At 67.4% G+C, this 23441-nt stretch carries 17 protein-coding genes and 1 riboswitch; of the genes, 7 read left to right on the top strand and 10 right to left on the bottom strand.

All coding sequences use genetic code 11. The features are described 5' to 3' along the window. On the top strand, positions 1 to 1458 hold the full coding sequence (oprM, locus tag ACI766_RS02145; protein WP_003084633.1) for a multidrug efflux RND transporter outer membrane channel subunit OprM: 1458 nt from the start codon (positions 1 to 3) through the stop codon (positions 1456 to 1458). Positions 1459 to 1553: 95 nt separating this feature from the next. On the opposite strand, the gene ACI766_RS02150 is transcribed toward oprM, so the two are convergent. The 5 genes from ACI766_RS02150 to ahcY all read right to left on the bottom strand — a co-directional run bounded on the left by ACI766_RS02150 (position 1554) and on the right by ahcY (position 7777). Next, positions 1554 to 3467 carry a DEAD/DEAH box helicase gene (locus tag ACI766_RS02150; protein ID WP_017001581.1) on the bottom strand — a complete coding sequence of 638 codons (1914 nt, stop codon included), beginning with the start codon at positions 3465 to 3467 and terminating at the stop codon, positions 1554 to 1556. A gap of 250 nt (positions 3468 to 3717) precedes the next feature. Further along, a complete protein-coding gene (locus tag ACI766_RS02155) occupies positions 3718 to 4788 on the bottom strand; it encodes a hypothetical protein (RefSeq protein WP_003160906.1) in 1071 nt (356 codons plus the stop codon). Positions 4789 to 4857: 69 nt separating this feature from the next. Then, a complete protein-coding gene (metF, locus tag ACI766_RS02160) occupies positions 4858 to 5706 on the bottom strand; it encodes a methylenetetrahydrofolate reductase [NAD(P)H] (protein ID WP_003084639.1) in 849 nt (282 codons plus the stop codon). 66 nt (positions 5707 to 5772) lie between these two features. Next, a complete protein-coding gene (locus ACI766_RS02165; protein WP_003118822.1) occupies positions 5773 to 6327 on the bottom strand; it encodes an HD domain-containing protein in 555 nt (184 codons plus the stop codon). Positions 6328 to 6367: 40 nt separating this feature from the next. Then, the gene (gene ahcY / locus ACI766_RS02170; RefSeq protein WP_003099900.1) at positions 6368 to 7777 is read right to left on the bottom strand and encodes an adenosylhomocysteinase; all 1410 of its coding nucleotides are present in this window, start codon (positions 7775 to 7777) and stop codon (positions 6368 to 6370) included. A gap of 22 nt (positions 7778 to 7799) precedes the next feature. Further along, a riboswitch (S-adenosyl-L-homocysteine riboswitch) is annotated at positions 7800 to 7905 on the bottom strand. A gap of 179 nt (positions 7906 to 8084) precedes the next feature. On the opposite strand from ahcY, the gene ACI766_RS02175 reads away from it, so the two are divergent. The 4 genes from ACI766_RS02175 (at position 8085) to ACI766_RS02190 (ending at position 13013) form a co-directional block, all read left to right on the top strand. Then, positions 8085 to 8501 (top strand): DUF2946 domain-containing protein, encoded by a 417-nt coding sequence (locus tag ACI766_RS02175; RefSeq protein ID WP_003109726.1) that lies wholly within the window; start codon positions 8085 to 8087, stop codon positions 8499 to 8501. Between the two features lie 125 nt (positions 8502 to 8626). After that, the gene (locus ACI766_RS02180) at positions 8627 to 10819 is read left to right on the top strand and encodes a TonB-dependent receptor (RefSeq protein WP_003084649.1); all 2193 of its coding nucleotides are present in this window, start codon (positions 8627 to 8629) and stop codon (positions 10817 to 10819) included. Between the two features lie 10 nt (positions 10820 to 10829). After that, on the top strand, positions 10830 to 12308 hold the full coding sequence (locus ACI766_RS02185) for a PepSY domain-containing protein (protein WP_023086805.1): 1479 nt from the start codon (positions 10830 to 10832) through the stop codon (positions 12306 to 12308). A gap of 84 nt (positions 12309 to 12392) precedes the next feature. Then, the gene (locus ACI766_RS02190) at positions 12393 to 13013 is read left to right on the top strand and encodes a TetR/AcrR family transcriptional regulator (RefSeq protein ID WP_016252892.1); all 621 of its coding nucleotides are present in this window, start codon (positions 12393 to 12395) and stop codon (positions 13011 to 13013) included. 36 nt (positions 13014 to 13049) lie between these two features. Here the strand turns inward: ACI766_RS02190 and ACI766_RS02195 are convergent, their stop codons facing one another. From ACI766_RS02195 to hydA, 5 genes are all read right to left on the bottom strand, one after another. Then, complete coding sequence (locus tag ACI766_RS02195) at positions 13050 to 14321, bottom strand: cytosine deaminase (RefSeq protein ID WP_003084657.1); 1272 nt, start codon at positions 14319 to 14321, stop codon at positions 13050 to 13052. Further along, on the bottom strand, positions 14311 to 15561 hold the full coding sequence (gene codB, locus ACI766_RS02200) for a cytosine permease (RefSeq protein WP_023086806.1): 1251 nt from the start codon (positions 15559 to 15561) through the stop codon (positions 14311 to 14313). Before codB ends, ACI766_RS02195 begins: the two co-directional genes overlap by 11 nt. A gap of 181 nt (positions 15562 to 15742) precedes the next feature. Further along, on the bottom strand, positions 15743 to 17020 hold the full coding sequence (preA, locus tag ACI766_RS02205; protein ID WP_003118829.1) for an NAD-dependent dihydropyrimidine dehydrogenase subunit PreA: 1278 nt from the start codon (positions 17018 to 17020) through the stop codon (positions 15743 to 15745). Further along, on the bottom strand, positions 17017 to 18384 hold the full coding sequence (locus tag ACI766_RS02210; protein WP_014602397.1) for an NAD(P)-dependent oxidoreductase: 1368 nt from the start codon (positions 18382 to 18384) through the stop codon (positions 17017 to 17019). The genes preA and ACI766_RS02210 overlap by 4 nt, the downstream gene beginning before the upstream one ends. A 94-nt stretch (positions 18385 to 18478) precedes the next feature. Further along, positions 18479 to 19918 (bottom strand): dihydropyrimidinase, encoded by a 1440-nt coding sequence (gene hydA / locus ACI766_RS02215; protein ID WP_003099919.1) that lies wholly within the window; start codon positions 19916 to 19918, stop codon positions 18479 to 18481. Between the two features lie 615 nt (positions 19919 to 20533). Here hydA and ACI766_RS02220 point away from each other — a divergent pair. Further along, a complete protein-coding gene (locus ACI766_RS02220) occupies positions 20534 to 22024 on the top strand; it encodes an NCS1 family nucleobase:cation symporter-1 (protein WP_003084674.1) in 1491 nt (496 codons plus the stop codon). Positions 22025 to 22082: 58 nt separating this feature from the next. Next, positions 22083 to 23366 carry a Zn-dependent hydrolase gene (locus ACI766_RS02225; RefSeq protein WP_003084676.1) on the top strand — a complete coding sequence of 428 codons (1284 nt, stop codon included), beginning with the start codon at positions 22083 to 22085 and terminating at the stop codon, positions 23364 to 23366. The last annotated feature ends 75 nt before the right edge of the window (positions 23367 to 23441 follow it).

The following is a 23441-nucleotide window of genomic DNA, read 5'->3' on the forward strand; positions in this document are numbered from 1 at the left end:
ATGAAACGGTCCTTCCTTTCCCTGGCGGTAGCCGCTGTCGTTCTGTCCGGCTGCTCGCTGATCCCCGACTACCAGCGCCCCGAGGCGCCGGTAGCCGCGGCCTACCCGCAAGGGCAGGCCTACGGGCAGAACACCGGCGCGGCGGCCGTTCCGGCCGCCGACATCGGCTGGCGCGAGTTCTTCCGCGACCCGCAGTTGCAGCAACTGATCGGCGTGGCGCTGGAAAACAACCGCGACCTGCGGGTCGCCGCGCTGAACGTCGAGGCCTTCCGGGCGCAGTACCGCATCCAGCGGGCCGACCTGTTCCCGCGGATCGGCGTGGACGGTAGCGGCACCCGCCAGCGTTTGCCGGGCGACCTGTCGACCACCGGCAGTCCGGCGATTTCCAGCCAGTACGGGGTGACCCTGGGCACTACCGCCTGGGAACTCGATCTCTTCGGCCGCCTGCGCAGCCTGCGCGACCAGGCCCTGGAGCAGTACCTGGCGACCGAACAGGCGCAGCGCAGCGCGCAGACCACCCTGGTGGCCAGCGTGGCGACCGCCTACCTGACGCTGAAGGCCGACCAGGCGCAGTTGCAGCTGACCAAGGACACCCTGGGCACCTACCAGAAGAGTTTCGACCTGACCCAGCGCAGCTACGACGTCGGCGTCGCCTCCGCGCTCGACCTGCGCCAGGCGCAGACCGCCGTGGAAGGCGCCCGCGCGACCCTGGCGCAGTACACCCGCCTGGTAGCCCAGGACCAGAATGCGCTGGTCCTGCTGCTGGGCTCCGGGATCCCGGCGAACCTGCCGCAAGGCCTGGGCCTGGACCAGACCCTGCTGACCGAAGTGCCGGCGGGTCTGCCGTCGGACCTGCTGCAACGGCGCCCGGACATCCTCGAGGCCGAGCACCAGCTCATGGCTGCCAACGCCAGCATCGGCGCCGCGCGCGCGGCGTTCTTCCCGAGCATCAGCCTGACCGCCAACGCCGGCACCATGAGCCGCCAACTGTCCGGCCTGTTCGACGCCGGTTCGGGTTCCTGGTTGTTCCAGCCGTCGATCAACCTGCCGATCTTCACCGCCGGCAGCCTGCGTGCCAGCCTGGACTACGCGAAGATCCAGAAGGACATCAACGTCGCGCAGTACGAGAAGGCGATCCAGACGGCGTTCCAGGAAGTCGCCGACGGCCTGGCCGCGCGCGGTACCTTCACCGAGCAGTTGCAGGCGCAGCGCGATCTGGTCAAGGCCAGCGACGAGTACTACCAGCTCGCCGACAAGCGCTATCGCACGGGGGTGGACAACTACCTGACCCTGCTCGACGCGCAACGCTCGCTGTTCACCGCGCAGCAGCAACTGATCACCGACCGCCTCAATCAGCTGACCAGCGAGGTCAACCTGTACAAGGCCCTCGGCGGCGGCTGGAACCAGCAGACCGTGACCCAGCAGCAGACCGCGAAGAAGGAAGATCCCCAGGCCTGATCGCCTTCCGCGCCATGCAAGAACGCCGACCCTAGGGTCGGCGTTTTTTTATCCTCGCGGAAGTCGGCGGGTCCGCGTCACGGACCCGCTCGGCCTTAGCGGTTGCGGGTCAGCAGTGCGGGGCGCTCGCCCTTGCGCCGCGGTTCCAGCTCGTCGAGCTGCTCGGCGGTGGGGAAGCGATCCATGCGCACCAGGTCGCGCTTGTTGATCACCACCGGCTGGCGGCTCGGCTGCTTGCCGGTGCCATACTCGGACGGCTCGCGCAGCGGCGCGTCGCTCATCCGCGAGGCATTCTCGCGACCCTGGCCGCGCGGCTTGCCGGCGCGCGGTTTCTTCGCCTTGCCCTGGCCGGCACCCTGACCGCGAGCGCCGCCTTGAGCGGCGCCCTGGCTCTTGCCGCGAGCTTGGCCCTGGCCACGACCCTGCTGGCCGGTGCCGCCCTGGGGTTTCTGCTGGCCACCGCGGCGTCCGCGTCCCTTGTTTTCCTGGCCCTGGTAGGGGCTGACGTAGTCGGCGCGGTTGCCGAAATTGTCGAAGTCGTCGTCGAGGAACTCTTCCGGATCGCGATTACCGTCGACTTCCGGCGGCCGATTGGGCTTGGCCGGACGCGCTTCGCGGCTCTGCCGCGGCTGCTGCGCTTGGCCGGCCTCGCGGTTTTCCTTGTTCTTGCCACCGCGACGGCGGCGCTTTCCAGCCGGCTTCTCGGTACCGTCCTGGGCCGCAGCGACATTGCTGTCGGGGTTGCTCGCCTGGGCGTCTTTCGGCTTGCGCTCGCGGCTGCTGCGCCGTTCCTTGTCGCGGCGCGGCTGCTTCTGCGGCGCTTCGCGGGGCTCCGGCTGGGCCACCTCGGGCAGCACGGCCTCGGGGTCGAAACCCTGGGCATCGCCATCGGGAATACGCTGTCTGGTCATCTTCTCGATGGCCTTGAGCAGCTTCTCTTCGTCCGGCGCCACCAGCGAGATCGCCTCGCCGCTGCGTCCGGCTCGGCCGGTACGGCCGATGCGGTGGACGTAGTCTTCCTCGACGTTGGGCAGCTCGTAGTTGACCACATGGGGCAACTGGTCGATATCCAGGCCGCGGGCGGCGATGTCGGTCGCCACCAGGATGCGCACGTCGTTGGCCTTGAAGTCGGCCAGCGCCTTGGTCCGCGCGTTCTGGCTCTTGTTGCCATGGATCGCGGCGGCCGGCAGGCCGTGCTTGGTCAGGTACTCGGCGAGACGGTTGGCGCCGTGCTTGGTACGGGTGAAGACCAGCACCTGTTCCCAGGCGCCGACGGTCACCAGGTGCGCCAGCAGGGCGCGCTTCTGCGGCGCCGGCAGGCGGAACACGCGTTGCTCGATGCGCTCGACCGTGGTGTTCGGCGGCGTTACCTCGATGCGTTCCGGGTTGTGCAGGAGCTTGTTGGCGAGGTCGACGATGTCTTTCGAGAAGGTTGCCGAGAACAGCAGGTTCTGGCGCTTGGGCGGCAGCTTGGCGAGAACCTTCTTCACATCGTGGATGAAGCCCATGTCGAGCATGCGGTCGGCTTCGTCGAGGACGAGGATTTCCACGTGGGACAGGTCGACCTTGTTCTGCCCGGCCAGGTCGAGCAGGCGCCCGGGGCAGGCGACGAGTACGTCGACGCCCTTGGCCAGGGCCTGGATCTGCGGGTTCATGCCAACCCCGCCGAAGATGCAGGTGCTGTTCAGCGGCAGGTCGCGGGCGTAGACCTTGAAGCTGTCATGCACCTGGGCGGCCAGCTCACGGGTCGGGGTCAGTACCAGCACGCGCGCCTGGCGCGGGCCGTGGCGGTGTTCGCGGTCGGGATGACCGGCGGGGAACAGGCGCTCCAGTACCGGCAGGGCGAAACCACCGGTCTTGCCGGTGCCGGTCTGTGCCGCAACCATCAGGTCGCGACCTTGCAACACGGCGGGAATCGCCCGCTGTTGCACGGGAGTGGGCTGGCTGTAGCCCGCAGCCTCCACAGCGCGGGCAAGCGCCTCGGAGAGTCCGAGGGAAGAAAAGGACATGCGGGTTTTCCTATATGGGCCGGGGCGAGGCCGGCTGCTGTGAAATCACCAAGTTCTGCGAACTCCTGTCTACCTTCGGGCCCTGTCGGCCAGGGCGGAAGGTCTGGCCGCGGCGCTGCGTATGCGCTCGGTGGCCGGTGTCGAACGGGTGCCCTCGCGGGCATGGCCGCGCACCTGGTCGGGGGCGCTGGCCGGTTCGCTCCCGGCCCTGGGTGGGGGGGCCGGGGGCAGCGTCAACGGAGGGCTGCGGTCAGAGCAGGTCACGCTGGCGCAAATGCTGGCGGATCTCGTTGGCCCGGGAGCCAAGGAGGTTGCGCAGCAAGCTGTGATTCAGCCAATCCTCGATTTGTTCCGCAATCGGTTCCTGCGGATAGCGTTCGATGGCATTGGTCGCGGCTTTCTCCCACCAGACGGGGCCGCAGGCCCGGTCGAACTCGTTACTGTATTCGTGGCAACCGTAGAGCAGTTCGATACTGAACTGGCGCATCGGAGCCGGCAACGGCAGGGTTCCCAGCTTGTACAGCAGACGCTTGGCACGCGGTGGGCGTGGCAGTCGATCGGTCACCTTGAGGGTGTCGTCGAGGGCTGCAGCGCTGAGAAGGGAGGAACCGTGCTTGCACAACCAGGCCTGGATCTTCGCGCGGAACAGCTGTTTCCGGCTCCAGTAATGGTGGATCAGGTCGGTACAACCCACCAGCTCCAGCCGCTTGTGGGCGGCGACGGCCAGGACGAATTCCTCAAGAGTATAGGCACCGTTGGCAATTGGATAGAGTTCATCCATTAATTCCAACGAACGGTCGAGTATTTTCGCCTCTTCCCGAGGCAGGCCGATGACGCCGGAGTTGAGCTGGTGCATCTCGTCGTCGGCCCAGCTGCGCTCGAACAGGTAGGGCGAGAGGTCGCGGTAGAGCGGGAAGTTACGGTGTTCGCCATAGCGCGCGCCGATCGCGTTGCACAGCAGGCTGCCGGGCTGGATGCGGTCGAACAGGCGCAGGGGCGAACTGTGGAAGAAGGTATCGGTGTCGATCAGCAATGCCTGGTCGGCGTCTTCCAGGGCGTCGCGCAGGGCCACGTGCTTGGCGCGGAAGTGATAGCCGTGCGGTTGGCACCAGGCGACCAACTCCTCGGCCGTCACTTCGCGGACCTGCACCGGCAGGCCGGCGTAGGGACTGGGGTCGTCGGTATAGACCCTGACCGTCAGGCCATGCGCCGCCCCGTCGCGGAGGTGGGCGAAGGCGCTGGCGATGCTGAACAGGGCTTCCTGGTGGTAGGTCTGTCGCCCGTAGACCAGGTAGATCAGATGCTTGCGTGAGTTGGCCATGTCTGTCGTGGATCGCGTGAGAGGCATCCCTGCCGGTATACGCTGCCGGGCCGAACCGCGTGGGCGGTATCAGCGTGGCAGCTGGAGATTCTTCCAGATCGCCAGGCTCGGATCGGCCTGGTTCAAAGTATAGAAATGCAGTCCCGGTGCGCCGCCCTCCAGCAGGCGTTCGCACATCTCGCTGATGACCTGCTCGCCGAAGGCCTGGATGCTGCGGCTGTCGTCGCCGTAGGCTTCCAGTTGCTTGCGGATCCAGCGCGGCAGTTCGGCGCCGCAGGCGTCGGAGAAGCGCGCCAGCTTGGAGTAGTTGGTGATCGGCATGATGCCGGGGACCACCGGGATGTCCACGCCGAGCTTGGCGACCCGCTCGACGAAGTAGAAATAGGCATCGGCGTTGAAGAAGTACTGGGTGATGGCGCTGCTGGCGCCGGCCTTCACCTTGCGCACGAAGTTCGCCAGGTCATCCTCGAAGCTACGCGCCTGGGGGTGGACCTCCGGATAGGCGGCGACCTCGATGTGGAAGTGGTCGCCGGTCTCGGTGCGGATGAAGTCCACCAGTTCGTTGGCGTAGCGCAGTTCGCCGCTGGCCATGCCCATGCCCGACGGCAGGTCGCCGCGCAGGGCGACGATGCGGCGGATGCCGGCCTCGCGGTAGCGGCCGAGCAGTTCGCGCAACTCGGCTTTCGAGTCGCCGACACAGGACAGGTGCGGCGCGGTCGGCACCTTCACCTCGCCGTCCAGTTGCAGCACGGTACTCAACGTGCGGTCGCGGGTGGATCCGCCGGCGCCGTAGGTGCAGGAGAAGAAGTCGGGCTTGTAGCCCGCCAGGTTGCGGGCGGTGGCCAACAGCTTTTCATGGCCGGCCTCGGTCTTCGCCGGGAAGAACTCGAAGCTGAAACGGCGTTCGCTCTGACTCATGATCGGTTCCTTGGACGCGACCACGGCCGCGCCTCTTCTTGTTGATTCCGACTAGCGCCGGGTACTTCAGTAGTACTGGCGGTAGTGCTCGATTTTTTCCCGCAGGCGTCGGGCCGTCGCGGCGTGGGCATGGCCGAGGCGAGCGAGGATCAGCTGCGACTCCTGGTGGTAGTTCGCGATCTTGTCCTGGTTCCAGGTCTGCGGCGGTGGCTGCAGGTTGGTGATGCGGTCGCACAGCTTGACCAGGGCGTACTGCGCCGGGCCCTCGGCAAGCGCCTGGAGATAGTCGTCGAGGGAACGCTTGGGGCCGTCGCCGACGCGCTTGCTCAGGGCCTGCACGCCGGCACAGACGAACTCGCCGAACTGTTGCCGCAGCTCCTCGGGTGAGGTCGCCGTGTCTTCCAGGGTGTCGTGCAGGACCGCGATCTGCAGGGTTTCCCCGAGCCGTTCGATGGCACCGTCGCGATCGGCGGCCAGCAGCTCGTTGGCGACCATGCCCAGGTGCACCAGATAAGGCAGCGGCGAGCCGCTGAGGGTCTGGTTGCGGTGGGCGCGGGCGGCGAACAGCCAGGCCTGGTTGTAGCGATCGGCGAGGTGCGTGGACATCGTGGGAGCGCTCATGCGAACGGGGCAGGCGCATGGCGCCTGCCCCGTGGTCCGCTTAGTAGCGATAGGTGTCCGGCTTGAACGGGCCTTCCACGCTCACGCCGATGTACTCGGCCTGTTTCGGGGTCAGCTGGGTGACCACGCCGCCGAAGCCCTTGACCATCTCCAGGGCCACTTCCTCGTCGAGCTTCTTCGGCAGCACTTCGACGCTCAGGCGCTTGGCCTTCTCGGCGGCCGGCAGGTCGGCGTACTTCTGCTCGAACAGGTGGATCTGCGCCAGCACCTGGTTGGCGAAGGAACCGTCCATGATCCGGCTCGGATGGCCGGTGGCGTTGCCCAGGTTGACCAGGCGGCCCTCAGCGAGAAGGATCAGGTAGTCGTCGTTGTGCGCGTCGAAACCGTCCTTGCCGGTGCGGTGGATCTTGTGCACCTGCGGCTTGACCTCTTCCCAGGCCCAGTTCTTGCGCATGAAGGCGGTGTCGATCTCGTTGTCGAAGTGGCCGATGTTGCAGACCACCGCGCGTTTCTTCAGCGCCTTGAGCATGTTGGCGTCGCAGACGTTGACGTTGCCGGTGGTGGTGACGATCAGGTCGATCTTGCCCAGCAGCGCGGCGTCGATGCTGGCCTCGGTGCCGTCGTTGATGCCGTTCTTGTACGGCGATACGACTTCGAAGCCGTCCATGCAGGCCTGCATGGCGCAGATCGGGTCGACTTCCGCGACCTTGACGATCATGCCTTCCTGGCGCAGCGACTGCGAGGAGCCCTTGCCCACGTCGCCGTAGCCGATCACCAGGGCCTGCTTGCCCGACAGCAGGTGGTCGGTGCCGCGCTTGATGGCGTCGTTGAGGCTATGGCGGCAGCCGTACTTGTTGTCGTTCTTGCTCTTGGTCACCGAGTCGTTGACGTTGATCGCCGGGACTTTCAGGGTGCCGTTCTTGAGCATGTCGAGCAGGCGGTGGACCCCGGTGGTGGTCTCTTCGGTGATGCCGTGGATGCGCTCGAGCATCTGCGGGTATTTCTTGTGCAGGATCTCGGTCAGGTCACCGCCGTCGTCCAGCACCATGTTGGCGTCCCACGGCTGGCCATCCTTGAGGATGGTCTGCTCGATGCACCATTCGTACTCTTCCTCGGTCTCGCCCTTCCAGGCGAACACCGGGATGCCGGCGGCGGCGATGGCGGCGGCGGCCTGGTCCTGGGTGGAGAAGATGTTGCAGCTCGACCAGCGGACTTCGGCGCCCAGCGCGACCAGGGTCTCGATCAGCACGCCGGTCTGGATGGTCATGTGGATGCAACCGAGGATCTTTGCGCCTTTCAGCGGCTGCTGGCCGGCATACTTGCGGCGCAGGCCCATCAGTGCGGGCATTTCCGATTCGGCGATGATCAGCTCGCGGCGGCCCCAGGCGGCCAGGGTGATGTCGGCGACCTTGTAGTCGGTGAAACCGGCGGGCGTCATGACAGCGCTCATGCGTAACTCTCCATTCGTTGTCTGCGAATGGGCGCCGTTGGTGCGTTGACAGACCGGCGAGGCCGGCCTGAGAGCGCGCTCCGTTCGAGCCTGACAGGCCTAGGCCTGCTGCAGCGCCCCTCGAACGGAAGGCGGGAGCGACCCGAAAGGGCCGCCTGAGCGGGCGATTATAGCGGCGCCACATGAAACTCCCAAGTCACCCCTGATACGCCGCTCGTCGCCGTGCGTCGCGCCCTCGGGCTGCGGCGATGCACCGCAGCGCAGAAGCGCGGGGAATTTGCGGTTCAGGATGCTAGAGTGCGCGGTCATGAGAATCGCTCCCATCTCCCGCTCGCCGCTGCTGCAGTGGCTGAGCTTCGCCCTCTGTGCCTGCGTGCTGGTCAACGCGCTGGCTTGCGGCGTCCTGCACCTGCAGGCGCTGGGAGTGGGCAGCGACAAGGGGCAGAAGGCCAGCGTCGGGCTGTTCTGCGTCGCCGGTGCCAGCCAATGGCTATCCCTGGATCCCGACGACGGGTCCGCCGGCGATCCTGCACCGGTCAATCCCCAGTTGCCGATGAGCTGCCCGATGTGCAGCGCCCTGGTGCTGTTCGTCGCGCTCGGGGTGATCTGGTCCTGGCGCTTGCAACGGCGACGCCAGGCACGTTTCCGCCCGCCCGCCACGCGCGAGCCGGTGCCGCCCCGGTACGTCTGGCCGCCGGCCAACCCGCGCGCTTCCCCCGCCTGATCCTGAACGCCCGCCGCGCCGGGCATTTGCATCCGTCGCCCGTCCTGCCTCGTCCGCGCAGCGCTCGCCGCTGTCCATCCGGGCGAGGCGGGCGTGCCCACCATGCCTTGCTTCAGGATCGCTCGATGAAAAAGCACTCCACGGCCCGCCGCGTCCTCGCGCTGGGTCTCAACCTCACCCTGGCCGGCGTTCCGGCCTTGCTCTGGGCCGATGAGGAACCCACCGAACTGCCCGCCCTCACCGTCAGCGCCGGCGCCGCCGGGGAAACCCCGCCGGCCCTCGATCTCGACGACAGCGCCGGCGGCGGCTCGCGCCTGGGCCTGAGCCTGCGCGAGACTCCCGGCTCGGTAAGCGTGGCCAACCGTGCCAGCTTCGAGCGGCGCGGCCTGCGCAGCACCCAGGACATCGCCAACAGCCTGCCCGGCGTGAACGCCTCGGCGCCGCCCGGCTTCGGCGGCTTCGTCACCTACCGCGGCTTCAGCTCGAACCAGGTCAACCAGTTGTTCAACGGCATTCCGGTGCAATACAGCAGCGCCATGCGTCCGCTGGACGACTGGATCGTCGACCGCGTCGAGCTGGTCGGCGGTCCGTCCTCCTTCCTCAACGGCGCCGGTGCCGTCGGCGGCTCGCTGGACTACATCAGCAAGCTCGCCGACCGCTACGGCGATTTCATGGAAGGCCGGGTGCGCTACGGCAGCTACGACGATTCGGAAGTCGCCTTCGGCTTCAACCAGGCCCTGGGCATCGGCCCCGAGCCGAAGCACTTCGTGCGCCTGGACGTCAGCCGCAGCGGCGGCAACGGCTACGTCGACCGCAATTCGCGCGAATCGTGGAACGTCGCTTTCTCCCTGCTCAGCGACCTGACCCCGGACCTTTCCCACACCCTGGCCCTGGAGTACCAGGACGAGCAGGAAGACAGCCCCTACTGGGGCACGCCGGTGCTCAATCCCTACGCCGGCGAGCTGAAGATCGACAAGAGCCGTCGCCGCGAGAACTACAACGTCGCCGATGGCCGCTACGAACAGCGCGTGCGCTGGCTGCGCTCGATCCTCGAATACCGGGTCAGCGACAGCACGCGCTGGCGCAACACCTTCTACCACTACGACGCCGAGCGCGATTACCGCAACCTCGAGACCTACCGCTACAACGCCGACAACAGCGGGGTGGTGCGCTCCAACGCATTCCTCCAGCGCCACGACCAGCAGCTCAACGGCAACCGCTTCGAGCTACAGCACAGCCAGCCGCTGTTCGGACTGGCCAGCGACTGGGCGCTGGGCTTCGACTACAGCATCAACAAGCAGACGCGCTTCCCGAGTACCGCCTCCGGGCCGTTCGGTACGGTCGATCCGGCCAGTTTCGAGCCGGGCCACTTCTACGACCTGCCGGGCATGCGTCCCGGCCACCGGAAGGACCGCAGCAACGAGGTGCGCACCAGCGCGTTGTTCGCCGAGAACCGCCTGGGCCTGACCGACGAGCTGTCGCTGGTCACCGGGCTGCGCTACGACCACCTCGACCTCGACGTGCGCAACCATCGGACGGTGACCGCCAGCGATCCTGCACACTTCGAACGGCGCTGGGACGTGCTCACCGGGCGCGCCGGGCTGGTCTACCAGTTCACTCCGCACGCCAACGTCTACCTGCAATACAGTACCGCCGCCGACCCGCCGGGCGGGGTGCTGACCAGCGCCAGCTTCGGCCAGGTCCGCGACTACGACCTGTCCACCGGCGACCAGTGGGAGCTGGGCAGCAAGTTCGATTTCCTCGACGGTCGCGGCAGCGCCACCCTGGCCGCCTACCGCATCGTCCGCCGGGACTTCTCGGTGGCCGACCCGAACAACCCCAACCTCAGCGTGCCGGTGGGCCAGCAGACCTCCAGGGGCATCGAGGCCGCCGCCTCCCTGCGGATCACCCCGAAGCTGCTGGCCGAGGGCAATTTCGCCTGGGTCGACGCGCAGTACGACGAGTTCACCGAGAACGTCGGCGGCGTCGCCGTCTCGCGCAAGGGCAAGACGCCGCCGAACGTGCCGGAGCGGGTCGGCAACCTGTGGCTGACCTACGACTTCGACCCGGCCTGGCAGGGTGGGGTGGACGCGCGCTACGTGTCCTCGGTGTACGCCAACAACGCCAACACCTGGCACGTGCCGTCCTACACGGTCTACGGGACTTTCCTCAGCTACCGGCTGGACGAGCGCACGCGGATCACCGGGCGCGTGCGCAACCTCACCGACGAGGTCTACGCACGCTTCGTGCAGAGCACGCCGCTGTACTACGTCGGCGACCCGCGCACCTTCGAGCTGAGCGTGCAGACGCGCTTCTGAGGAGTCGTCGATGAAACGCTACCTGTACCTGTGGCACCGCTGGCTGGGCATCGGCTGCTGCCTGCTGATGGTGCTCTGGTTCGTCTCCGGCATGGTCATGCTGTATGTCGGCTATCCCAAGCTGACTCCGCTGGAACGCCTGGCCCACCTGCCCGAGCTGGACGGCTGCGAGGCCTGCGTACCGCTGCGGACGGCCCTCGCCGGCGGCGATGGAAAGACCCCGCGGAGCATCCGGCTGGCCAGCGTAGGAGGCCTGCCGACCTACCTGCTGGACGATGCCGACGGACGCACGCGTGCGCTGGCGGCGCGCGACGGCCGACCGCTGGCGGTGGACGCGGACAGGGTGCTGGCTTCGGCCCGTGCTTTCAGCGGCGAAGTACCGATGCAGTTGCAAGGGCGGATCGAGGAAGACGCCTGGACCCATACCCGCAACCTCGATCCGCACCGGCCGCTATGGCGGGTGCAGGCCGCGGACGAGCAGGGCCGGCTGCTCTACCTGTCCTCGCAGACCGGCGAGGTGGTACGCGACGCCAGCCGCCGGGAGCGCGCCTGGAACTGGCTCGGCGCCTGGCTGCACTGGCTCTATCCGCTGCGCGGCGGCTGGTTCGACGGGCAGTGGGCGAACCTGGTGATCGGCCTGTCGCTGCTGGCGACCCTGGCGACCGTCCTCGGCATCCTCGTCGGCCTGCTCCGCTGGCGCTTCCGCAAGCCCTATCGCAGCGGCTCGCGCTCGCCCTATGCGGGCGGTTTCCAGCGCTGGCACCACCTCGCCGGCCTGCTCTTCGGCGCGCTGGTGCTGAGCTGGATCTTCAGCGGGCTGATGTCGATGAATCCGTGGAACCTGTTCGGCCGCGGTACGCCGTTCGACCTCGCGGCCTACCAGGGCGGTAGCTGGGACCGGGCGCTGCCCGCCGGACTGGAGGCGGACGCTGTCCTGCGGCGCTTGCGTGCCGCCGGGTTGCGGGTGCGCGAGCTGGAGTGGCGGGCGCTCGACGGCGAGCCCTATGCGCTCGGGCGCAGCGCCAGCGGCAACAGCCTGCTGCTGACGGCGGATGGCGAAATCCTCCGCGAGCTACCCGCGGATCGCCTGCTGGCGGCGGCTCGCGCGCTGCTGCCGGGCGTGCCGATGCAGGCCGAACGGTTGGAACGCTACGACTTCTATTACTACCCGCGCGAAGAACACAGCATGATGGGCTACCTGGAGCGGCGCCTGCCGGTCTGGCGCCTGCGTTTCGACGATCCCCGGCATACCTGGGTGCACCTGGATCCCTACAGCGGCGCGGTGGTTGGCGTGCTCGACGACGGTCGGCGCGGCAGCCGCTGGCTGTTTTCCCTGTTGCATAGCTGGGACTGGCTGCCGCTGCTGACCCGGCGTCCGCTGTGGGACCTGTGGATGCTCGGTTTCAGCCTCGGCGGCCTGGTGGTCTGCGCCAGCGGCTGCTGGATCGGCTGGCGTCGCCTGCGCGGCCGCCGTCCGAAGCGTCGCTGAGAGGGGCTACCTGGCAAGACTGGGCGTCGCCGCACGCCCGGATTTGCTGGTAGCCTTGGTTGAATTCGCAGTAATGGATCGCACATGGGCACACACAAGATCGAGATCCGCCGCCGCAACGTCGAGAAGATTCTCCTGGCCGCCGAAAAAGTCTTCGCCGAAAAAGGCTACGCCGGCACCTCCATGGGCAACATCGCCGAAGAAGCCGAACTGCCGCGCTCCAACCTGCACTACTACTTCAGCACCAAGGACGAGCTGTACCGCGACGTCCTCCTCGGCCTGCTCGAGGTCTGGAAGCAGGACGCCCTCTGCTTCGAGATGTTCGATGACCCAAGGGTGGTATTGACCAGCTATATCCGCGCGAAGATGAACCATTCGCGCACCCGCCCGCATGGCTCCAAGGTCTGGGCCAACGAAATCATGCATGGCGCGCCGCTGCTCGGCGCCACCCTCGACGACAGCCTCTACGAATGGGCCAAGATGAAGGAGGCGAAGATCCGCCAGTGGGTCGAGGAAAAGCGCATCCTGCCGATCGAACCGAGCAGCCTGCTCTACATGATCTGGGCCTCCACCCAGCACTACGCCGACTTCGGCTACCAGGTCGAGGTGCTCAACGGCCACCAGCCGCTCAGCGACATGCAGTTCGAAAGGGCGGTACAGACGGTGACCAGCGTGGTCCTGCGCGGAATCGGATTGGAGCCCTGAGCAGCGGAGCCTTCGCTAGAAGGCTCCGGCGATGGCTCAGCTGGCGCGGGTGAAGTCCACCGCTTCCGCCTGTTCGAGGAACACCGTGGTCTGCGCCGGGACCGTCTCGGCGAGCAGCCGTCCGCCGCGGATCGAGTAGCGCACCGGGACCTGCCGGCGCACCGCGTCGAAGCCGTCGCGGGCCGGCAGCACCAGCAGGTTGGCCGGATGGCCGACCTCGATGCCGTATTCCCGCAGGCCGAGGGTGCGGGCGCTGTTGCGGGTGATCAGGTCGAGGCCGCCGTCGATCTCGTCGTAGCCCATCATCTGCGTCACGTGCAGGCCCATGTGCAGCACCTGCAGCATGTTCGCGGTGCCCAGCGGGTACCAGGGGTCGAACACGTCGTCGTGGCCGAAGCAGGTGTTGATCCCGGCACCGAGCAGTTCCTTGACCCGGGTGATGCCGCGGCGCTTCGGGTAGTCGTCGAAGCGACCCTGCAGGTGGATGTTCACCAGCGGGTTGGCGACGAAGTTGATTCCCGACAGTTTCAGCAGGCGGAACAGCCGCGAGGTGTAGGCGCCGTTGTAGGAGTGCATCGCCGTGGTGTGGCTGGCGGTGACCCGTGCGCCGAGGCCGTCGCGATGGGCGAGCATGGCCAGGGTCTCGAGGAAGCGCGACTGCTCGTCGTCGATTTCGTCGCAATGCACGTCCACCGGCAGGTCGTAGCGCTTGGCCAGGTCGATGGCCTTGTGCAGCGACTCGACGCCCAGCTCGCGGGTGAATTCGAAATGCGGGATCGCCCCCACCACGTCGGCGCCCAGGCGCAGCGACTCCTCCAGCAGTTCCAGGCCGTTGGGGTAGGAGAGAATGCCCTCCTGGGGGAAGGCGACGATCTGCAGGTCGACCCAGGGCGCCACTTCGCCGCGCACCTCGAGCATGGCCTTGAGCGCGGTGAGGGTCGGGTCGGAGACGTCGACGTGGCTGCGCACGTGCTGCACGCCGTTGGCGATCTGCCATTTCAGGGTCTGCCAGGCGCGCTGCTTGACGTCCTCGTGGCTGAGCAGGGCCTTGCGCTGGGCCCAGCGCTCGATGCCTTCGAACAGCGTGCCGGAGCGGTTCCACTCCGGCTGGCCGGCGGTCTGGGTGGTGTCGAGGTGGATGTGCGGCTCGATGAACGGCGGCACGGCAAGACCGCCGGCGCCGTCCAGGCGCTCGCCGGCGTCGTCGGCGGCCTGTTCCATCGGCACCAGGGCGGCGATACGGCCATCGGCGACGCGCAGTTGCCAGAGACCTTCGCGGCCGCGCAGGCGCAGGTTGTCAATCAGCATGGAGGACCTCTTCTGGTTTGTTCGGGCTGCGGCTCAGCAGGGGATTGAGCAGCAGGTAGGCGATGGCGGCGCCGAGCACCGCGTTGACCGGCACTATCCCCGGCAGCCAGTGGCCGGCGGCGGTGCCGCAGGCGACGGCGAGGATCGCCGCCCAGTTGATCGCCTGGATGTCCGCGCAGGGGTGCTGGCGGTAGCGCCGGCGGTGACTCAGGTAGTCGGCGATGATCACCCCGCCGATGGGCGGGATGGCGGCGGAGAGGAAGGTCAGCCAGCCGACGAAGTGGTTGTACAGCCAGAGCGCGGCGAGGGTGCCGAGGGCGCCGTTGAGCATCGCCAGGAAGCGGCTGGAGAGGCCGGTGATGTTGGCGAAGCCGAGGCCGGAGGCATACAGCGCGTTGTCGTTGGTGGTCCAGATGTTCAGGCCGAGGACCAGGATCGCCGGGATCAGCAGGCCCTGGGCGATCATCACGTCGGAGATGTCCGACTTGCCCACCGCCGCCGCGCCGGCCGCGCCGAAGATGAACATCAGCGAGTTGCCGAGGAAGAACGCCACCAGGCACACCACCACGGCGGTACGCGCGCTGCGGCCGAAGCGGACGAAGTCGGCGGTGAGGGTGCCGGCGCTGACGAACGAGCCGACCACCAGGGCGATCGCGGTCGAGAGGCTCAGCGGCGCGCTCGGCGTCACCTGCTGCAGCGCCGCCAGGCCGCCGGCGTCGCGCACCGCGAGCCATACCGAGTAGCTGCCGAGAACGACGATCGCCGGGACCGCGATGGCCGACAGCAGGGTCAGACCGGCGATGCCGAAGAACACCGTGAGGGTCATAAGCGCTCCGGAAACCAGGATCAGCAGGTTGACGTCGAGGCCGGTGGCCTTGGCCACCGGGATGGCGAACATCGCTACGCCGACGCCGAACCAGCCGACCTGGGTGCCGCCGAGCAACGCCGAGGGCAGCCAGGAGCCCTTGCTGCCGAACGAGTAATGCGCCAGCAGGTGGGTGGAAAGGCCGGTGCGCGCGCCGATGAAGCCGAGGATCGCGGTGTACAGGCCGAGCATCAGGTTGCCCAGCAGCACGGCGAGGAAGAAGTCGTCGTAGCTCAGGCCGGTGCCGAGGGTGCCGCCGGTCCACATGCTGGCGGAAAAGAAGGTCAGGCCGAGCATCACCACGCTCAGGGCCAGCGCGCTCTTGCGCGCTGCCAGCGGGACCGGTTGCTGGCTGTAGTTGCTGTCTGCGGACATGCGCGAGTCTCCGTGGGGCGCCGGCCGTCCGGGAGCGTCGGCCGGGCCGCGGCGAATGGTAGTCGAAGGCGGGTCGATCCGACAGACGCCGTTGCGCGTCGTCGGACCGCAGCGGCACGCAGGAAGCGTGCCGGCGCGCGGCAGGGCGGCGTCCGCCGGGGATGCGGGCGCCGCCCTGCGTTCAGGAGGCTTCGCGGTAGGGGTTGCGCGGATCCTGGGTCCAGTTGAGATAGGGCTTGCCGGTGTCCTGCGGCACCATTTCGATGCAGTTCTCCACCGGACAGGTGATCTGGCACAGGTTGCAGCCCACGCACTCGGCGTCGATCACTTCGTAGCGGTGCGTACCGTCGGCCCGGGGCAGGCTGGCGATGGCCTGGTGCGAGGTGTCCTCGCAGGCGATATGGCAGCGGCCGCAACCGATGCAGGCGTCCTGGTCGATGCGGGCGATCACCTGGTAGTTGATGTCCAGGTACTTCCAGTCGGTGGTATTGCCCACCGCGCCGCCGCTGAAATCGGACAGCCGCTGGTAGCCATGGCTGTCCATCCAGCGCGCGAGACCGTCCTGCATGTCCTCGACGATACGGAAGCCGTGCAGCATCGCCGCCGTGCATACCTGCACCGCGCCGCAGCCGAGCGCGACGAATTCCGCTGCGTCGCGCCAACTGCCGATACCGCCGATGCCACAGATCGGCAGGCCGCGGGTCTGCGGGTCGCGGGCGATCTCGGCGACCATGTTCAGGGCGATCGGCTTCACCGCCGAGCCGCAGTAGCCGCCGTGGGTGCTCTGGGTGCCGACCACGGGCAGGGCGACCATGCGCTCCAGGTCGACGCTGGTGATCGAGTTGATGGTGTTGATCAGCGACACCGCGTCGGCGCCGCCACGATGGGCGGCGCGCGCCGACTGGCGGATGTCGGTGATGTTGGGGGTGAGCTTGACGATCACCGGCAGCGAGCAGTGGGTCTTGCACCAGCGGGTGACCATCTCCACGTACTCCGGTACCTGGCCCACCGCCGCGCCCATGCCGCGCTCGGGCATGCCGTGGGGGCAACCGAAGTTCAGCTCGATACCGTCGGCGCCGGTGGCTTCCACCAGCGGCAGGATGTATTTCCACGACTCCTCGACGCAGGGCACCATCAGCGACACGATCAGCGCGCGGTCTGGCCAGTCCTTCTTCACCTGGGCGATCTCGCGCAGGTTGATCTCCAGCGAGCGGTCGGTGATCAGCTCGATGTTGTTGATCCCCTGCACCTGGCGGTTCGGTCCGAAGTGCGCGGAATAACGCGACGACACGTTGACCGCCGCGGGGTCTTCGCCGAGGGTCTTCCAGACCACCCCGCCCCAGCCCGCCTGGTAGGCGCGGACCACGTTGTAGGCCTTGTCGGTGGGCGGCGCGGAGGCCAGCCAGAAGGGGTTGGGCGACTTGATGCCGGCGAATTCGATAGACAGGTCGGCCATCACGCAGCCTCCACGTTGAGCATGAGTTGGGCGTGGATCGCTTCCGCCGCCAGTTTGCCGTGCTGCACCGCCTGCACGGTGAGGTCCTCGCCGAGCGCCACGCAGTCGCCGCCGGCGTAGATGCCGGGGATGCTGGTGCGCATCTGTCCGTCGACCTGGATGCGCTCGCCGTCGCGCCGCAGTTGCGCTGCCAGCGGATCGCCCAGGCTGGCGCCTTCGAAGGCCTGGCCGATGGCCTTGAAGATGGCGTCGGCGGCCAGTTCGAAGTGCTCGCCGGTGTCGCCCAGGCGACCGTTCTCCAGGCGCGTGCGGGCGAAGCGCATGCCGCGCACCCGGCCTTGCTCGTCAAGCAGTACCCGTTCCGGTCGGGCCCAGGTCAGCAGGCGCACCTGGCTGGCCTTGGCGATCTCCTGCTCGTGGCCGGTGGCGCCCATTTCCTCGAAGCCACGGCGGTAGACCAGGTTGACGTCGCGGGCGCCGAGCCGGCTCATCTGCACCGCCATGTCGATGGCGGTGTTGCCGGCGCCGATGACGATGCAACGGTCGGCGACGGGCAGGTCGAGCAGGTCGTCGCTCTGCCGCAGCTCGCGGATGTAGTCGGTGGCGGCGAGCAGGCCGGGGGCGTCCTCGTCTTCCAGGCCGAGGCGCTTGCTGGCGGCCAGGCCGATGCCGAGGAACACCGCGTCGTACTCGTCGTGCAGGGCGCCGAGCGCCAGGTTGTCGCCGAGACGCTGGCCGTGGCGCAGTTCGATACCGCCGATCTGCAGGAGGAATTCCACTTCGCGCCGGGCGAAGTCGTCCACCAGCTTGTAGCGGGCGATGCCGTACTCGTTGAGGCCGCCGGCCTTGGCGCGGGCCTCGAAGAGCACCACGTCGTGGCCGTGCATGGCCAGGCGGTGGGCGCAGGACAGCCCGGCCGGCCCGGCGCCGACCACGGCGATGCGCTTGCCGGTGGCCGGCGAGCGCTTGAACGGATGTTCGCCGAAGCCGGCGTGGTCGAGGGCGTAGCGTTGCAACTGGCCGATCAGCACCGGTGCGCATTCCTGGGCGTTGTTGCGTACGCAGGCCCGCTGGCAGAGGATTTCCGTGGGGCAGACGCGGGCGCAGCTGCCGCCGAGGATGTTCGCCGAGAGGATCTTCTGCGCCGCGCCCTGGACATTCTCCTGGGCGATGCTGCGGATGAACCCGGGGATGTCGATCTCGGTCGGGCAGGCGTTGACGCAGGGCGCGTCGTAGCAGTACAGGCAGCGGGCGCTTTCCAGGGCGGCCTGGCGGGCGTTGAGCGGCGGCGCGAGGTCGGCGAAGCGCTCGGCGAGCGTGTCCGCGCCGGCGTCCGGACGGGGGAGGTGGTTCAGGGAATCGATCACGGTTGTAGCCTCTCTTCTGGTTTCTTCTCGGGGCAGTCAACGGCAATACGGCACCGTCCGGCCTCTACGGGCCGGTCCGGTATTGCGGGAAGGATCAGCGCTCGACGGCGACCGGGCGCTGGCGTTCGGCGCGGCGGCCGAGCACTTCGTACACCGACGGGTAGGCCGGGCGCTCCACGTAGCGTCCGGCGCCGGGTTCGGCGCGCAGGTCGCCGGCGGCCCAGAGCAGCTTGCCCTGGCTGATGGTGTGGCTGGGTATGCCGCGCACGGTGCGACCTTCGAAGATGTTGAAATCGACCCGCTGGTGATGGGTGGCGGCCGAGAGGGTGCGGCTGCCCTGCGGGTCCCAGAGCACCAGGTCGGCATCCGCGCCGACGCGGATCGCGCCCTTGCGCGGGAACAGGTTGAAGATCTTCGCGGTGTTGGTGGAGGTCAGCGCGACGAACTCGTGCATCGACAGGCGCCCGCTGTTGACCCCGGCGTCCCACAGCAGCGCCATGCGGTCCTCGATGCCGGCCGTGCCATTGGGAATCTTGCTGAAGTCGTCGCGGCCCATGGCCTTCTGCTCGGCGCAGAAGCAGCAGTGGTCGGTGGCGGTGGTATGCAGGTTGCCGGACTGCAGGCCGCGCCACAGCGCTTCCTGGTGTTCGACGGGACGGAACGGCGGGCTCATCACGTAGCCGGCCGCGGTGGCCCAGTCCGGGTGGCGGTAGACGCTGTCGTCGAGCAGCAGGTGCCCGGCCAGCACCTCGCCGTAGACCGGCTGGCCCTTGGCGCGGGCATAGGCGATCTCGTCCAGCGCCTCGCGGCTGGAAATATGCACCAGGTACAGCGGCGTACCCAGCGTCTCGGCGATGCGGATGGCGCGGCTGGCGGCCTCGCCCTCGACTTGCGGCGGACGCGACAGCGGATGCGCCTCGGGGCCGGTGAGGCCCTGGGCGAGGAGTTTCTGCTGCAGGTGGAAGACCAGTTCGCCGTTCTCCGCGTGCACCGTCGGCACCGCGCCCAGCTCCAGGCAGCGCTCGAAGCTGGCCACCAGGGTATCGTCGGCGGCCATGATGGCGTTCTTGTAGGCCATGAAGTGCTTGAAGCTGTTCACCCCGTGCTGTGCCACCAGCTCGCCCATTTCCCGGGCGACCTCGTCGCTCCACCAGGTGATGGCGACGTGGAAGCCGTAGTCCGCAGCGGATTTCTGCGCCCAGCCGCGCCAGGTGTGGAAGGCCTCCAGCAGCGACTGTCGCGGGTTGGGGATGACGAAGTCGATGATCGAGGTGGTCCCTCCGGCCAGCCCGGCCGCGGTGCCGCTGAAGAAGTCCTCGCTGGCCACCGTGCCCATGAAGGGCAACTGCATGTGGGTATGGGGGTCGATGCCGCCCGGCATCAGGTACTGGCCACCGCCGTCGAGGACGTCGCAGCCGGAGGGGGTTTCGAGGTTCTCGCCGATGGCCTGGATGAGGCCGTTGGCACAGAGCACGTCGGCTCGATAACTCTCTTCGTGAGTAACCACGGTGGCGCCACGGATCAACAGGGACATGCCGTCTTTCCTCGCAGGCTGACCGGTCGTTGCCGGTTCTTGAAATTGTTTTTTCGCCATGCGCCGAGGACTTTTGTAATCCTGTCAGCGCTGACAGGATTCGAATCTAGATGCTGATCATCGATTGAGCAAGATTATTTTCAAATGGTTGTTTGAGTTTGTAACTTATTGATTTTAAATAATTAAAAATAAATATCACCAAAATGGTGAGGGTTCTCACCATTTTGACGCGCTTGACAAGAATTCAAAAAGGTCGAGATTTCCCATGCAAAATCAGCCGCTTGAAAGCCGTGTTCGAACGGTTGTGGGGAGATGAAAAAAGTTCGCCTGCACTCCTTTGGTTCCTGACCGGGGCGACAGGCTCGCGCATTTCCCCCGGTGACACGCCGGACTGCCCGTCAGCGTGTCACCGACGTTGTCGATGAAGTGTTTCAGATCAGTCGGTTACCTCCAGTAGACCGGCCTGCCCAGTGACGTCGCGGGGTTTTCGGCACGCTTATTGAGTGCCGCCCGCCACGGCATTGTCCGGACCGGAGGTGCAGTACTGGTGGTGCGGTACTCCGGCCATCGCATTAGCCCGATGAGCGAATAACTAAAAGAATTCTGGAGAGGCCCATGCAACAGAGCAGATCGGAAGTGACCGAGCGCGACGGCTTGGTCGAGCTGTCCGCCGGCAGCGACGTACTCGACAGCCCCCGCTACAACCATGACATCGCCCCGACCCGGGTGGAACAGCGTACCTGGAACAGGTGGCACATCACCGCGCTGTGGATCGGCATGTCCATCTGCGTGCCCACCTACACCCTCGGCGGCGTCCTCACCGCCTACTTCGGCCTCAGCGTCGGCGAAGCGCTGCTGGCGATCCTGCTGGCCAACCTGGTGGTGCTGATCCCGCTGACCCTCAATGCCTTCGCCGGCACCCGCTACGGCATTCCCTTCCCGGTGCTGCTGCGCGCTTCGTTCGGCATCATCGGCTCCAACGTGCCATGCCTGATCCGCGCCGTGGTCGCGTGCGGCTGGTTCGGCATCCAGACGCTGTTCGGCGGGCTGGCGATCCATCTCTTCCTCGGTTCGATCTTTCCCGCCTGGAAAGCCCTCGGCGGTACCGGCGAGGTGATCGGTTTCCTCCTGTTCTGGGGGCTGAACCTGTGGGTGGTGCTGCGCGGCGCGGAGTCGATCAAATGGCTGGAGACACTCTCGGCACCGCTGCTGGTGCTGGTCGGCCTCGGCCTGCTGGTGTGGGCGCTGCCGCACATATCGGTCAGCGAACTGCTGGCGCAGCCGCCGAAGCGCCCGGAAGGCGCCAGCGTCACCGGCTACTTCATGGCCGGGCTGACGGCGATGGTCGGCTTCTGGGCCACGCTGTCGCTGAACATCCCCGACTTCAGCCGCTATGCGCGTAGCCAGAAGGACCAGATACTCGGGCAGATCTTCGGCCTGCCGCTGACCATGTTCCTGTTCGCCGCCCTCGGCGTGGTGATGACCGCCGCCTCGGCTTCGCTGGTGGGCGAGACGGTTTCCGACCCGGTCAGCCTGATCGGGCACATCCCCAGCCCCGGCTGGGTGGCGGTGGCGATGGCGTTGATCATCGTCGCCACCCTCTCGACCAACACCGCGGCGAACATCGTCTCGCCGACCAACGACTTCCAGAACATCGCACCGAAACTCATCGGCCGCACCCGCGCCGTCTGGCTCACCGGTTTCATCGGCCTGGCGCTGATGGCCCACGAGTTGCTGAAGAAGCTCGGCTGGATCGTTTCCGACCTCAGCCTGGAAAGCGTCTACTCCAACTGGCTGCTCGGCTACTCCAGCCTGCTCGGGCCGATCGCGGGGATCATGGTGGTGGACTACTTCCTGGTGCGCAGGCAACGCCTCGACCTCGCCGGACTCTACCGCGACGACGTCTACCCGGCCTGGAACTGGCCCGGCTTCGCCGCCTTCGCGGTGCCGGTGGCGCTGACCGTCATGGCCCTCGGCAACCGCCAGTTCCACTGGTTCTACGACTACGGCTGGTTCACCGGCTCGCTGCTCGGCGGCGCGCTCTACTACGGCCTCTGCGGCCGCCGTGCGCGGAGCCCGGCGGCATTGGCCAAACCGCTGCCCTGATGGGCATACAGGCGGCCGGCGAGCCGCCGACACCTACTCCAAGCCTGAGGAGACGACAATGAGCACTGCCCGGAACGTCCTGCAATCCACCCAGCGACACATCGATGGCCAGCGCCTCTGGCAATCGCTGATGGATCTCGCCCGCCTCGGCGCCACCGCCAAGGGTGGGGTCTGCCGCCTGGCCCTGAGCGATCTCGACCGCCAGGCCCGCGATCTCTTCGTGCAATGGTGCGAAGCGGCCGGCTGCACGGTCAGCGTCGATCGGGTCGGCAACATCTTCGCCCGTCGTCCCGGGCGTAACCCGGACTTGCCCCCGGTGATGACCGGTAGCCACATCGACACCCAGCCCACCGGTGGCAAGTTCGACGGCTGCTTCGGGGTGATGGCCGGCCTCGAGGTGATCCGCACCCTCAACGACCTCGGGGTGGAAACCGAGGCGCCGCTGGAGGTGGTGGTGTGGACCAACGAGGAAGGCTCGCGCTTCGCGCCCTGCATGATGGGCTCGGGCGTATTCGCCGGGAAGTTCACCCTGGAGGAGACCCTGGCCAAGCGCGATGCCGACGGTGTCAGCGTAGGCGAGGCGCTGGACGCCATCGGCTACGCGGGAGCGCGCGATTGTCTCGGACATCCGGTGGGCGCCTATTTCGAGGCGCACATCGAACAGGGGCCGATCCTCGAGGACGAGGAGAAGACCATCGGCGTGGTGCTCGGCGCGCTCGGGCAGAAATGGTTCGACCTGTCCCTGCGCGGCGTCGAGGCACACGCCGGGCCAACGCCGATGCACCTGCGCAAGGACGCCCTGGTCGGTGCCGCGGCGGTGGTCGAGGCGGTCAATCGCGCGGCCCTCGGCCATCAGCCGCATGCTTGCGGCACGGTCGGCTGCCTGCACGCCTATCCCGGTTCGCGTAACGTGATACCCGGCGAAGTGAAGATGACCCTGGACTTCCGCCATCTGCAACCGGAGCGCCTGGACTCGATGATCGCCGAGGTCCGCCAGGTGATCGCCGCTACCTGCGAGAAGCATGGCTTGCAATACGAGCTGGTGCCGACCGCCGATTTCCCGCCGCTGTACTTCGACCAGGGATGCGTCGGCGCGGTGCGCGAGGCGGCGCAGGCGCTGGGCATGCCGCAGATGGACATCGTCAGCGGCGCCGGCCACGACGCGATCTTCCTCGCCGAACTCGGTCCGGCGGGGATGATCTTCGTGCCCTGCGAGAACGGCATCAGCCACAACGAGATCGAGAACGCCAGCCCCGACGACCTGGCCGCCGGCTGCGCGGTGCTGTTGCGGGCCATGCTCAAGGCCTCCGAGGCGATCGCCGGCGGCCGCCTGGCGGCCTGAGTGGCGCTTCCATCGAGGCGCCGGCATCGACCGCCTTCTACACGGGGTCGGTAGGGCGAATAACGCCAGGGGCGT

Source organism: Pseudomonas sp. DL, from assembly GCF_047199225.1.
In the GTDB taxonomy this organism is placed as follows: Bacteria; Pseudomonadota; Gammaproteobacteria; order Pseudomonadales; family Pseudomonadaceae; genus Pseudomonas; species Pseudomonas aeruginosa.